Annotated in this window: 10 protein-coding genes; all 10 read right to left on the bottom strand. The window is 65.1% G+C overall.

All coding sequences use genetic code 11. The features are described 5' to 3' along the window. Positions 1-87 precede the first annotated feature (87 nt). The 10 genes from ACFU4Z_RS24295 to ACFU4Z_RS24250 all read right to left on the bottom strand — a co-directional run bounded on the left by ACFU4Z_RS24295 (position 88) and on the right by ACFU4Z_RS24250 (position 13,721). Positions 88-3,597 (bottom strand): DNA-directed RNA polymerase subunit beta, encoded by a 3,510-nt coding sequence (locus tag ACFU4Z_RS24295; RefSeq protein WP_379066751.1) that lies wholly within the window; start codon positions 3,595-3,597, stop codon positions 88-90. A gap of 428 nt (positions 3,598-4,025) precedes the next feature. Continuing rightward, positions 4,026-4,790: a hypothetical protein gene (locus tag ACFU4Z_RS24290; protein ID WP_379066749.1), complete on the bottom strand. Its 765-nt coding sequence runs from the start codon at positions 4,788-4,790 to the stop codon at positions 4,026-4,028. A gap of 12 nt (positions 4,791-4,802) precedes the next feature. Continuing rightward, positions 4,803-5,576: a hypothetical protein gene (locus tag ACFU4Z_RS24285; protein WP_379066747.1), complete on the bottom strand. Its 774-nt coding sequence runs from the start codon at positions 5,574-5,576 to the stop codon at positions 4,803-4,805. 130 nt (positions 5,577-5,706) lie between these two features. Further along, positions 5,707-6,948 carry an MCE family protein gene (locus ACFU4Z_RS24280; RefSeq protein ID WP_379066745.1) on the bottom strand — a complete coding sequence of 414 codons (1,242 nt, stop codon included), beginning with the start codon at positions 6,946-6,948 and terminating at the stop codon, positions 5,707-5,709. Beyond that, the gene (locus ACFU4Z_RS24275; protein ID WP_379066743.1) at positions 6,945-8,186 is read right to left on the bottom strand and encodes an MCE family protein; all 1,242 of its coding nucleotides are present in this window, start codon (positions 8,184-8,186) and stop codon (positions 6,945-6,947) included. Before ACFU4Z_RS24275 ends, ACFU4Z_RS24280 begins: the two co-directional genes overlap by 4 nt. After that, the gene (locus ACFU4Z_RS24270) at positions 8,186-9,454 is read right to left on the bottom strand and encodes an MCE family protein (protein ID WP_379066741.1); all 1,269 of its coding nucleotides are present in this window, start codon (positions 9,452-9,454) and stop codon (positions 8,186-8,188) included. The genes ACFU4Z_RS24275 and ACFU4Z_RS24270 overlap by 1 nt, the downstream gene beginning before the upstream one ends. Before the next feature lies 1 nt (position 9,455). Continuing rightward, positions 9,456-10,475: an MCE family protein gene (locus tag ACFU4Z_RS24265; RefSeq protein ID WP_379066739.1), complete on the bottom strand. Its 1,020-nt coding sequence runs from the start codon at positions 10,473-10,475 to the stop codon at positions 9,456-9,458. Then, positions 10,476-11,552 carry an MCE family protein gene (locus ACFU4Z_RS24260; RefSeq protein ID WP_379066737.1) on the bottom strand — a complete coding sequence of 359 codons (1,077 nt, stop codon included), beginning with the start codon at positions 11,550-11,552 and terminating at the stop codon, positions 10,476-10,478. It abuts the gene before it with no gap. Beyond that, positions 11,549-12,898, bottom strand: coding sequence for an MCE family protein (locus ACFU4Z_RS24255; protein ID WP_379066735.1), 1,350 nt, complete (start codon positions 12,896-12,898; stop codon positions 11,549-11,551). The genes ACFU4Z_RS24260 and ACFU4Z_RS24255 overlap by 4 nt, the downstream gene beginning before the upstream one ends. Before the next feature lie 34 nt (positions 12,899-12,932). Then, positions 12,933-13,721, bottom strand: a complete 789-nt coding sequence (locus tag ACFU4Z_RS24250; RefSeq protein ID WP_379066905.1) for an MlaE family ABC transporter permease — start codon at positions 13,719-13,721, stop codon at positions 12,933-12,935. Between the last annotated feature and the right edge of the window lie 45 nt (positions 13,722-13,766).

Here is a 13,766-nt window from a genome sequence, read left to right as displayed (position 1 = left end):
TTCGGGTCGAATTCGAGCAAAAAGTTCACTAGTTGGTGGAACGCGGGGCCGAATGCCGTTCGAAGTGAACGGCATCCGGCCGACCGCCTAGTTCGCCAGATCGTCGACGGTGGCTGCTTCGTTCCTGGACAAGTTGATGCCCAGGTTCGCCGCCGCGCGCTCCAGGTCCTCGTCGTCGCCATCGCGCATCTCGATCGCGGCGCCGTCGGAAGACAGCACCTCGACGTTGAGGCACAGGGACTGGAGTTCCTTGAGGAGCACCTTGAACGACTCCGGGATGCCCGGCTCCGGAATGTTCTCGCCCTTGACGATCGCCTCGTAGACCTTCACGCGGCCGACGACGTCATCGGACTTGATGGTGAGCAACTCCTGCAGCGTGTAGGCCGCGCCGTAGGCCTGCATGGCCCAGCACTCCATTTCACCGAAGCGCTGACCACCGAACTGCGCCTTACCACCCAGCGGCTGCTGGGTGATCATCGAGTACGGGCCGGTCGAACGGGCGTGGATCTTGTCGTCGACCAAGTGGTGCAGCTTCAGGATGTACATGTAGCCGACCGCGACCGGGTACGGGAACGGCTCGCCGGAACGACCGTCGAACAGCGTCGACTTGCCGTTCTCGTCGACCATGCGCTCACCATCGCGGTTGGGCAGGGTCGACGCGAGCAGACCGGTCAGCTCTTCTTCGCGGGCGCCGTCGAACACCGGGGTCGCGATGTTGGAGTCGGCAGGAGCCGCCAGCATCTCTTCCGGCAGCGCCTTGGCCCAATCCGGACGGTTCGTGCCGTCCGCGTCGGCCCCGACATCCCAGCCTGCCTTGCCGATCCACCCGAGGTGGGTCTCCAAGATCTGACCGATATTCATACGACGCGGCACACCGTGGGTGTTCAGGATGATGTCGACGGGGGTGCCATCGGGCATGAACGGCATGTCCTCGGTGGGGAGGATCTTGCCGATAACACCCTTGTTGCCGTGGCGACCGGCGAGCTTGTCACCGTCCTGGATCTTGCGCTTCTGCGCCACATACACGCGCACCAGCTCATTCACACCAGGAGGCAGATCGTCGTCGTCCTCACGCGAGAACACCCGGATGCCGATGACCTTGCCGGACTCACCGTGGGGCACCTTCAGCGAGGTGTCACGCACCTCGCGGGCCTTCTCACCGAAGATCGCGCGCAGCAACCGCTCCTCCGGGGTCAGCTCGGTCTCACCCTTCGGGGTGACCTTGCCGACCAGGATGTCACCGTCGCGGACCTCCGCACCGATGCGGATGATGCCACGATCGTCGAGATCGGCCAGGACCTCGTCGGAGACATTCGGGATGTCCCGAGTGATCTCCTCCGCGCCCAGCTTGGTGTCGCGAGCATCGATCTCGTGCTCCTCGATGTGGATCGAGGTGAGGACGTCCTCTTCCACGAGGCGCTGCGACAGGATGATCGCGTCCTCGTAGTTGTGGCCCTCCCACGGCATGATCGCCACGAGCAGGTTCTTACCGAGAGCCATCTCACCGTTCTCGGTGCACGGACCATCAGCGAGCACATGCCCCTGCTCGACGCGCTGACCCTCGTCCACGATCGGACGCTGGTTGGCACACGTGCCCTGGTTCGAACGAGCGAACTTACGCATCCGATACGACTTGCGGGTGCCGTCATCGGCCATCACGGTGATGTAATCGGCCGAAACCTCTTCCACCACACCGGACTTCTCGTTCACGACGACATCACCGGCATCGACGGCGGCGCGCAGCTCCATACCGGTGCCCACGATCGGGGACTCCGAACGGATCAACGGCACAGCCTGACGCTGCATGTTCGCACCCATCAAGGCACGGTTGGCGTCGTCGTGCTCGAGGAACGGAATCATCGCGGTCGCGACCGACACCATCTGACGCGGCGACACGTCCATGTAATCGACCTGGGCGGCCGAGACGAACTCGACCTCTTCACCGAGACGACGGACCAGGACCTTGTCCTCGAGGAAGCGACCATCGGTGTCGACCGGCGAGTTGGCCTGCGCACGAATGTGGCGGTCCTCCTCGTCGGCGGTCAGGTACACGACGTCGTCGGTGACCTTGCCGTCGACGACCTTGCGGTACGGGGTCTCGATGAAGCCGAACGGGTTGACCCGCGCGTACACCGACAGCGAACCGATCAGGCCGATGTTCGGGCCTTCCGGGGTCTCGATCGGGCACATGCGGCCGTAGTGCGAGGAGTGGACGTCACGGACTTCCAGACCGGCGCGCTCACGGGACAGACCACCCGGGCCAAGGGCCGAAAGACGGCGCTTGTGGGTCAGACCCGACAGCGGGTTGTTCTGGTCCATGAACTGCGACAGCTGGGAGGTTCCGAAGAACTCCTTGATCGCGGCGACCACCGGACGGATGTTGATCAGGGTCTGCGGCGTGATCGCCTCGACGTCCTGAGTCGTCATCCGCTCGCGGACCACGCGCTCCATGCGCGAGAGACCGACCCGGATCTGGTTCTGGATCAGCTCGCCGACAGTGCGCAGGCGACGGTTACCGAAGTGGTCGATGTCGTCGACCTCGACGGGAACCTCCGCGCCACCCGGCGCGGTCATCACTCGATCACCCGAGTGCAGGCGCACCAGGTACTCGATCGTGGTGACGATGTCTTCCTTGGTGAGCACCGACGCGGTGATCGGCTCGCCGAGGTGGATGCCCAGCTTCTTGTTGATCTTGTAGCGACCGACGCGCGCCAGGTCGTAGCGCTTCTCCTTGAAGAACAGGTTCTCCAGCAGGGTCTGCGCGGATTCCTTGGTCGGCGGCTCGCCCGGACGCAGCTTGCGGTAGATGTCCAGCAGCGCCTCGTCCTGACCGGCGGTGTTGTCCTTCTCCAGGGTCGACATCATGATCTCGGAGAAGCCGAAACGCTCGACGATCTCCTCGGTCGTCCAACCCAGCGCCTTCAGCAGCACGGTGACCGGCTGGCGACGCTTGCGGTCGATGCGGACACCGACGGTGTCGCGCTTGTCGACGTCGAACTCCAACCACGCGCCACGGCTCGGAATGACGCGCACGCTGTGCAGGTCTTTTTCCGTGCTCTTGTCGACGCTGTTGTCGAAGTAGACACCCGGCGAACGCACCAGCTGCGAAACGACGACGCGCTCGGTGCCGTTGATGATGAACGTGCCCTTGTCGGTCATCATCGGGAAGTCACCCATGAAGACCGTCTGGCTCTTGATCTCACCGGTGTTGTTGTTGATGAACTCAGCGGTGACGAACAGCGGCGCCGCGTAGGTCATGTCCTTGTCTTTGCACTCGTCGATGGAGGCCTTGACCTCTTCGAAACGAGGATCCGAGAAAGACAGGGACATCGAGCCCGAGAAGTCCTCGATCGGCGAGAGCTCCTCGAGCACCTCCTCGAGACCCCCCGTTAGTCCGCCGTCGCCGCGGAGCGCGGCCTTTTCACGCCATGAAGGCGAACCGATCAACCATGCAAATGAGTCCGTCTGTAGATCGAGAAGTCCGGGCACCTCCAAGGGTTCACGGATCTTCGCGAAAGACACCCTCAATGGGGCTCCGGGGATTCCGGCAAGTGCCTTGGTCTGGGTGGAGACTGCCAAGATGCGTCCTTCCAGCACCTCACGCGCGTCGCGTGGTGGTCCGCGACCGTCGCTTGTCTGCTACGAATTCCGCTGGTTACAACCCGAACGAAACCCGAACAAGCGACAACGGAAGTAACACCGGAAAGGGTGGAACTCACGTGTGCGAATCGAGGTATGGACAGGAGGCAGCCAGCGCAACGTCCAAACCTACACCTATATACGCCGAGGTGTCAAAGTACCACCCGAACGAGCCTCCGCGTGGCGGCGCGCCGCGACCGATATGGCTGGCGCGCCGTGTCCGAATCGCTGGCTGCGTCGGGAGCCACGGGGCGCTTGGAGCCACTGTGACAGCTGCCGCTGTTGTGAATAGCGTGACGGGTCGGGCGAAACTCGTCAAGTGGCAGCGCCGACCAGGGGCGCACCGAGATCGCCTGCCGCGCTACAAGATCACCAGGTCGAGCGGCTCAATTGCGATCGACGATGTCGCTGGCCAGCCAACGTCCGTCCTTTTTTTGCATGCGCAAAACGATCGGACCGGAGGCGCTTTCCTGCGCGACGCCGTCCTTGTTCGCACTGACGACCATATTGACGAGCAGCTCGGCCTTGTCCTCGGTGAGCAAGGTCACTCCGATCGGCTTGGCGTCGACATCCGCGCTGGTCTGGGCCTGTTTTATGGCGGCGATATTGGTGTCGGCGTACTTGTCGAAGTCGGTCAGCATCTGCCCGGTGACCACCTGGCGCACCGCGTCCTTGTAGCCGTCGAGCTTCTTCACGTCGTAGGCGAACACGGTGCGCAGCGCGTGCTCGGCGGCGGCGCTCACTTCTTCGGTGGCCTTGGTCCGCACGAACGCCTGGTTCGAATCGTCGACGCCGGGACGCAAGGCCGCCAGCACCGCGAAACCGGCGAGCAGCACCGTGGCGAGGACACACGCGACGACCGCCCACCAGCCGGTGGTCGAGCGCCGCAGCGGTCGCCGAGCAGGCCGCCGCTCGCCGCCGTGCTGCGGTGGCGTGCCGGGTTCGACCGTCTCGGTGTTGCCCGCGACCTTGGGACGGCGGGTGCTCGCGGTGCGCGGCTCATCGGCGACCCGAGCCTTGCCGGTCGGCCTGCGGTTCGACGCGGCCGGCTCTGCGGCCCGCCGATTGCGCGCTCCCGCGCCTGCGACCGCACGGTCGGTGGCAGCCCGATTTTTGGGCGTAACGCGGTTGACGGGTCGTTTGGATGCCATGAATCGGTCCTCCTACGAGCCGGGCTTGGTCGGGGGCGCTGATGCGGGAGCACCGGGCGCTTGCGGCGCACCGGGCGCACCGCCCGGGTTCGGTGCGTCCAGCGGCACCGGCTGCCCGAGCGATTCCGCCTTCTCCGCCTTCCAGACCTCGCCCTCCTTGATCATGTTCAGCGTCCAGGACTGCCGGAAGCTGACCGGCGCGGTATCGGGCACGCTGCGCGTCACCTGCAGCACCACCAGCGCCGAGGCCCGATCGCGCTCGGAGTTCAACGAGGTCAGCGCGGCGCCGAGCACCTTCGACTCCAGCTTGGTCTTGGACTCCGAAGCCGTAGTCCGCAGCTGTTCCTGCCCCTTGGTCGCCTCGTCGAGCAACTGGCCGGTCATCGAGGACTGGATCATCGTGATCGAGCCGTCCACATCGGCCGGGTTGATCGACATCAGGTTGATCGCGGCCTGCCTGGCGTCGGTGAGCGCGGCATCGCGCGCCTCGGCGCGCGGACCGTCGGTGAAGAACGCGGCACGCACCCAGCCCGCGCCGAACCAAGCCGCGGCGGCGAGCGCGATCACCAGCGCGGCGGCGGCCGCCACGGCGACCACGAACGGCGGCCGCCCCGCCGCGGTATCGGCGGGCACGGAATCGACCGCACGCGCGGCCGGCTCCGCGATGGACTGCTCAGCGGTCGGCGACTCGGCGGCAGCATCCACAGGGACAGCCGCCACGACGTCGGAATCCGTGTAATCGGGCTCGATGGGTTCCGGCTGTTCCTTGGAAAGATCGGGACTCACGACTGCACCTCGCTGACGCTCGGTTCCGTCGCGCCCCGTGGCGCTGTGCCCATAGTTCGCTCGCTGCGCTCACTCACGACAGCACACCCTAACGTCAGTAATTATTGCGGCGACGCCGCGTCGGTCCTGGTCACCGCTTCGGCGTGACCCCCAGCAGGGTGGCCATCTGGACGGCGATCGGGTTGAGGTTCAGTTTTTCCGGGTCGGTCTTCGGGTTGGAATCCCACGGCTGCACGATGCTCGGGTCGGCGAGATCGGCCCGTTCACCACCGCGCACCGCGGTCGGATTACCAAACGGCACAGTGCATTTCGCGTCCCGGTTGAACGGGAACTCGTCACGCGTGTCGTCGAAATCCGGGTTCTCCCGCTTCATCTGCTCGAGGATCCGCTGGGTCCCCTCGTAGCCCAGCGTGCACGCGGGCGGGTTATTGGCTTCGAGGACGAGACCGAAGTGGGTGGTGCCGTCGCCGGGAGCGGTGGAGGAGGCGCCGATGGACAGCGACGGCAGCATGGTCAGCAGCGGCCGCAGCGCGTAGAACTTCGGCGAGATGGACTGCAACAGCTGGCGCAGGTTCGCCAGGTCCTCGGTCAGCGCGGGGCCGCTCTCACTCAGCAGCGCGCCGATCTGGTCGCTCGCGTCGGTTCCCGTCCCGATCAGCCTGCGCAGATCGGGGTCGCTGGCACGCAGCTGAGCGGTCAGCAGATCGAGACCATTGCTGAATCGGCGGATGGCGCCGTCCTGCTCGGCCTGGGTGCCGAGCGCGATGCGGCCGTCCTTGATCAGCTGAATCGTTTGCGGCAGCGTCTCATGGAACGTGACGGTGAATTTGTTCAGCGAGTCGACGAAGACCTGGAGATCGTCGCCCTTGCCGTTGAACGCCTTGCCGAGCTCGGTGACGGTGGTGTTCAGCGCGTCCAGGTCGACCGAGCTGGTGAACGAGTCCACACTGCCGATCAGTTCCTCGATCGATACCGGTGTCGTCGCCGAGGTGATCACCGAACCGTCGCGCAGATACGGACCGCGATCGGAATCGGGCTGCAGATCCAGGTACTGCTCGCCGATGGCGGAGCGGTTGGCGACGACGGCCTTGGCCGAGGCCGGAATGCGCGGCGAGCTCGAGTCGATGACGAGGTTCATCACCACGCCCTTGTCGGAGAGCTCCAAATCGCCGATCCGGCCGACCGGAACGCCGCGATAGGTCACCTCGGCGCCCTTGTAGATGCCGCCGGTGTGCGCCGTCTCCACCTTCACGGTGTACAGACCGAAGCCGAACATATTGTCGAGGCGGATGTACTTGGCGCTGACGAGCACCACGCCCACCACGGCGAGCACGACGAAGAAGATCAGCTGATTACGGACTAGGCGGGTCATCTCGGACCACCTCCCACACCGAGTTGGTCGAGAATCGCACCGAGCGGATTCGTCGGCGGCGCAACGCCGTTCGCGGGCGCGAACGCCATGTTCGGCGGCAGCGGCAGGATCGACACCGTCGGCCAGCCCGGTCGCGGACCGTTCCCGTTGTAGTACGGGTTGGTCGGGTTGATCACCGGCGTCGGACCCGTCTTCGGCGGGATGTATACCGGATCGCCCTTGCCGACGCCGAGATTGCTCAGCGTCACGCCGATCTGCTGGTCCACCGACAGCCAGGTGTTCACCTGACCACCGAAGGTGCCCTCCAGCGAGGAGTCGGGGAACGGGTAGGTCGGCACCAGCGGCAGCGCTGTCACCAGATCCGGCGCCGCGCGGCCGAGCTCCTGGAGTGTCGGACGCAGTGCACGCAGATCGGTGATCAGATCGTTCTTGGAGCGGTCCAGCACCTCGAAACCGGCCTGCCCGACCCGATCGAGCTGGGCCAGCATCGAAATCAGCTGCGGGCGTTGCTCGTTGAGGATCTTGATGCCCTCTGGCAGCTCGTCGAGGATCTTGCCGATCTGATCGGTCTGGGTGGACACCCGGCTGCTCAGCGTCGCGAGACCATCGATGGCCCTGGTGATGTTCTCGACCTGCGCGTCCAGTCCCGCGATGAGCGTGTTCGCCTGTTCGAGCAGCGAACGCACCTTGTCCTCACGGCCGCCCAGCGTCCGGTTCAGCTCGGTGACGATGGGCTGCAGCTGTGCGACGCCACCACCGTTGAGCAGCAGCGACATCGCGCCGAGCACCTGCTCGATTTCGGTGGCGTGCCTGGTGTTGGCGACCGGGATCACCGCGCCGTCGGTGAGCTTCTTCGGGTCCGGATCCGTGGTAGGCCTGGACAGCTCGATGAATTTCTCACCGAGCAGATTGGTCTGCTTCACCTCCGCCTTCGCGTTGGCGGGCAGGTCGACCGAGGAGTTCACCAGGGTCCGCACGCTCGCGGTCCACTGGTCCTCGCCGATGACGATCTCCTCCACCCGGCCCACCGGCACGCCTTCGAGCTTGACCGCGGACTGCGGCACCAGGTCGAGCACATCGTCGAACTGGATGTCGATGTGCATCGGGTGCGCGCCCACATCGGCGCCACCCGGCAGCGGAATGCTGTAGATGCCGTTGGAGGCGCACGAGGCCACCAGCAAGCCGACCGCGCTCAGCGCCACGGCCGAAACGGCCTTGCGAATCGTGTTGCGGCTCATCACCGGCCACCTCCCTGCGACGGCGGAAGCCGATCGGACGGGGTGCCCGGCACGGTCCCCGGCACCGGGGCACGCTGCTCGTTCTCCCCGCTGAGGATGCCGAACGGCAGGATCAGCGTCGGCGTCTTCACGCCCGCGGTGATCTGATCGGTGATTTCCTTGCAGTGGTCGAGCAACGGACGCATCTGCTTGCCGATGGCCTCGAACTTCGGGTCGCCCGGCATCAGCTTGCTCAGATCGAGCATCTTGCACACCGCGCCGAACGGATCCTGCAGATCGGTGAAGTTGGCGCGCATGTCGAGTGTGCCCGCCTCGCCGTTGTGCACATTGATCAGATTGCTCAGCGCCAGCGGCAGCACCGGAAGCGCGGCGGCGAGATCATCGCGCTTGTCGGCGAGGGTCTTGGTGAGCTCGGTGAGTGCCTGCGCGTTGTCGGCGATCAGGTCGCGGTTGTCGTCGATGAACCGGGCGACATCGCCGAGTCCGATCGACAGCAGGTTCAACGCTTCACCGAGGTTCTGCCGTTCGCCGGCGAGGAACTCGGACAGATCCGCGAGTTGCACGTTGAATTGCCGCACCTGCGAGTCGTTCTGGGCCAGCATGGTCACGAAGTTCTGCAGGTTCTTGACGGTGTCGAAGATGTCTCCGCGCGCGTCGGACAGGTAGCGCGCCGCCCGCGAGAGCTGTGTGATGCTGTTGGCGAGCGCCTCGCCGTTGCCTTCCAGGTTCGCCGCCGACGTGCGCACCAGCTCGTTCACCGCGCCCTCGGCGTTGGCGCCGTTGGGGCCCAACGCATCCGACAGTTCGGTGATGGACTTGTAGAGCTGGTCGACCTCCACCGGGGTGACCGTGCGGTCCCGCGGAATGGTCGCGGTGCGGCCCATTTTCGGCCCGCCGGTGTACACCGGCGTCAGCTGGATGAATCGGTCGGAGACCACCGAGGGAGTGATCTGCGCGGCCTTGGCGTCGGCGGGCACGTCATATTTCCGGTTGACGTCCATGACGACCCTGACCTGGTCGCCCAGCGGCTCGACCGAGGCGACCCGTCCCACCGGCACCCCGAGCACCCGCACGTCGGAGCCCTCGTAGATGCCGACGGACCGATCGAAGTAGGCAGTGATCTTGGTGGTGGTCATCCGATCGAACAGCCACCACAGCACACCGGCCGCCAGCAGGGCAGCGACCACCACCACGGCGATGGCCGCCTTGGTGCCGCGACTGGAGGACCGCAGTGCGGTCAACGGCTCACCGCGCCAGCTCGTCGCCATGTCAGTTACCTTCCAGAGGGCCGAAAGAACGCACCGGCGGCCGATCACCGGGAATCTCCGGCAGGCCCGGCGGAAGCAGGTTGACGATCACCGCGTCGAACCAGCGACCGGTACCGAGCACGTTGGCGTAGAGGCCGTAGAACGGCGCCGCGAGCTCCAATGTCTTGGAGATGTTCTGCTGGTTGTCGTTGAGCAGGTCGATGGAGGCCTTCAGATTGGTCAGGGCCGGGCCGATCTGCTGCTGGTTGTCGTGCACCAGCGCGCTGAGTTCCGCCGCCACCGTCTTGGCTCCGGTGAGCAACTGCGAGATCGACTGCTGACGAACATTGAGCTCGGTCAGCAGCTGCCCGCCCGAGGCGAGCAGCCGCTCGAACTCGGCGTTGCGATCCGCGAGCACCTGAGTGGTCTGCTTGGTCGCGGCGAACATCCGCTTGAGTTCCTGGTCGCGCTTGCCGAGGGTCTCCGAGAGCCTGGCGACACCGTCGATGGAGCTGCGGATCTCCGGTGGCGTGGTGGCGAAGGCCTCCGACAGCACCCGCATGCTGGTAGCCAGCTGCGCGGTGTCGATGTCCTCGATGTTCCTTGCCGCATCACTGAACGCGTCCACCACGTCGTACGGAGAAAGCGTGCGCGACAACGGGATTCGCTTGCTCGGATCGGCGGGCTCGGAGCCCTTCGGGTCCAGCGCCAGATACTTCTGCCCGAGCACGGTCTTGATCTGGATGGAGGCGGTCGTCTCGTTGCCGACCCAGGCGTCCTTGGTGCGGAAGTCGATGAGCACCCGGTCACCGGCCAGCCGGACATCCGACACCGCACCGACCTTGACGCCGGCGATGCGGACTTCGTTGCCCTTCTTGATGCCCGCCGCCTCGGTGAACTCGGCGGTGTACTTGGTGCCTGCGCCGATGATCGGCAGCCGGTCCAGAAAGAACGCGGAGATCGTCACCAACAGCACAATCACGAGGCCGAGCACACCCATGAATGCGGGGCTGCGCTTGCCGAGCAGGATCCGGTCGTCCATCTAGCGGCCCTTCCCGTGGCAGCGCGGCGCGGCGTTGGTGTAGAGCGGCTGGTTGATCGTCGGCATCCCGGCCGGGAGGTTGAGCTGCGGCGCATCCGGCACACCCGGCCCGACGACGATGTCGATACCGCACAGATAGAACTGGAACCACGAGCCGTAACTGCCGACGCGACCGAGCTTCTCCATCTTGATCGGGAGGTTGTGCAGCACCTCGTTCACGTCGTCCTTGCGTTCGTTGAGGGTGCCGGTGAGCTGGTTGAGCCCGGCGATCGAACCCTGCAGCGACGGCCGGGTCGGGACAAGCAGATCCGAGGTCGCCGAGGCAAGGTTGCCCAGCGAGGTCACCGAACGGCCGATCGTGTCGCGCTCGGCGGCGAGCCCGCTGACCAGCGCCTCGGTATTGACTATCAGCTGGTCGAAGTTGTCCTCGCGCTGGTTGACCGTTTCCAGCACGATGGTCAGGTTCTTCACGAGTTCCCCGATGACGGCGTCCTTGTCCGCGATCTTGTTCGTCAGGCTCGCGGTGCTGGTCACCAGATCTTTGATGGTGCCCTGCTCGCCCTGGAACACCTGGATGATCTCGAAGGACAGCTTGTTCACATCGTCGGCGGTGAGCGTGTGGAACAGCGGGCGGAAGCCATTGAACAGAGTGGTCAAATTCAATGCCGGACGCGTGTGCTCCAGCGGAATCGTCGCACCTTTATTGAGCTTGCGACCCTGCTCGCCCGCGCCCTGCTCGAGCGCGATATAGCGCTGGCCGACCAGGTTCCGGTAGCGGATGGTCGCCGTGGTGGAGGCGGGCAGCCAATTGCGGTCGGCCATTTCGAATTTCACCTCGGCCAGCCGCTTGTCCACGATCGAGACATCGGTGACCTTGCCGACCCGCACACCCGCGATGCGCACCTCGTCGCCCGGGTTCAGTGAGGTGACATCGGTGAACCTGGCCTTGAACTCGGTACCGCCACCGCTGTAGTTCGCAATGGACAAGCCGAGCACCACGGTCGCGAAAAGGGTGACGATGATGAAGATGATCAGCTTGGTCAGCGGCGATCCCACGCCACGCAGCTTCTGTTTCATCGCACGCTCACCTCACTTCCGCGGAATGCGGGCGCTCCGATTCGAGTCACCCAGCTGGGCACCTGATCCGGCGAAACACCGTTGGCCGCACCGTAGATCGCGCCGAGAGTCTGCTGCTCCAGCGGCGAATTCGCCGCGGTCGGCGCACTGCCTGCCGGGTAGACGCCGAACTGCGGAGTCTCCAGGTATCCGGTGGTCTGATCGCCCGGGTTGCGGCTGGGCACCTGATACGAACCATCGTTGGCGGAACCGCCGGTGTACTGACCTGGGTCGACGCCGAGCGGGTACTCCGGAACGCACCACGGCCCCCTGGTGTCCAGCCAGCGCGGTTCGTCCTGGTTGGGCAGGTACTTGCCGCGGGTGTTGACCAGTTCGATGGTCACCCGCGAGCCCGGCCGGTCGGTGCCTTTGCCGAAGAGCCGGTCGATGCGTGGCTTCATCTTGGCGAAGTTCGCCAGCGCGCACGCGTAGGTGGGCGAGTAGGTCGCCAGCAGTTCGAGCGCGGGCCGGGAGTCGGCGGCCAGATCGATGATGTTGTCGTGGTTGGCGAGGAAGAAGTCGGCGGTGGTGGCCGCGGTGGGGGTCAGCGAGGCCATCAACGTGTCGATCTGCGAGCGCTTCTGCACGATGGTCGCGTTGGTGGTGCGCAGATTGTTCAGCGCGTCGATCAGCTGCGGCGCGGCATCGGAGTAGGTCGCGGCCACGTCGGCGAAGCTCGCAAGATCCTGCTGCAGATCCGGCATCACCACGTTGACCTCGCGGAAGATGGTGTCCAGCTTGTCGATCGTCTCGCCGAGCGCGAGACCCTGCCCTGACAGCGCCTGCGACAGCGAGCCGAGGGTAGCGGCCAGATCCTGCGGCGGAATCGCCTGCAGCAGCGGCAGCAGATCGTCGAGCAGCTTGCTGATCTCGATCGCATTGCCGCTGGTGTCCTGGTGCAGGGTGACACCGTTGGTCAGATGCTCGGCGCTGGGTTCGTCCGGGATCACCAGATCCACGTATCGCTCACCGAACAGCGTCTTGGGCAGCAGCCGGGCCGTCGCGTTCACCGGAATCTGTTCGGCCTTGCCGGGATCCAGCGCCAGCGCCAAGGTCACCTTGCCGCCGTCGGACTCGCTGGAGCGGACTTCACCGACATGGACGCCGCGAACCTTGACGTCGGCATTGCGGGTGAGCGCGTTGCCGACGCTGTCGGTGATCAGGTTGACCTCGACGGTCTTCACGAACTGCTTGTTGTAGATCGCGATGGTGGTCCAGAGGAACAGCGCGCAGAGCACGAAGAACGCGATACCGAGAACCCGGACGCGCACCTTCTCGGTGGACCGCCAGGCCTGAACGGAACTCATGACCGAGCCTCGCTTCGCTCGCCACGGACGCGGCTCATCCCGCGACCCGCACTGTCGTGGTTGTTCCCCAGATCGCCAGGCTCAGGAAGAAGTCGAGCACATTCACGAGCACGATCGCCGCACGCACCGCCCGGCCGACCGCGACACCCACGCCGGCGGGACCCCCGGTGGCGTGGAAGCCGTAATAGCAATGCACCATGATGATCACGAACGCGAATATCAGCACTTTGAGGAACGAATACAACACGTCCTCTGGTGGCAGGAAAAGGCTGAAATAGTGGTCGTAAGAGCCGCTGGATTGCCCGTTGAACCAAATACTGATCATTCGCGATGCCAGGAATGTGCCGAGCAGGCCGACGATGTACAGCGGAATGACCGCGAGAAATCCCGCGATCACACGCGTGGAGACCAGAAACGGCACACCGGGCACCGCCATCACCTCGAGCGCGTCGATTTCCTCGGAAATGCGCATCGCGCCGAGCTGGGCGGTGAAACCACAACCCACTGTCGCCGATAGCGCCAGTGCCGCCACCAGCGGCGCGATCTCGCGGGTGTTGATGTAGGCGGTGAGGAAGCCGGTCAGCACCGAGCTGCCGAGTGAGTCGAGCGCCTTGAAGCCCTGCAGGCCGACCACGACGCCGACCGAGCCGGACATGAACACGATGACACCGATGGTGCCGCCGATCACCGCGAGCGCGCCGCTGCCGAAGGTCACCTCGGCGAGCAGCCGCATGACCTCCTTGCGGTAATGCACCGCGGTACGCGGAATCCAGGCGATGGCGCGGGAGTAGAACGACATCTGCTCACCGGCGCGATCGACCATATTCAGTGGCATACGGACGATTTCGCCCGCCCGGCGGGCGGTCTT

The sequence above is a fragment of the Nocardia sp. NPDC057440 genome, from assembly GCF_042802915.1.
Classification (GTDB): Bacteria; Actinomycetota; Actinomycetes; order Mycobacteriales; family Mycobacteriaceae; genus Nocardia.
Note: the sequence above shows the minus strand (reverse complement) of the source record. Positions and strands in the feature narration are given on the sequence as shown.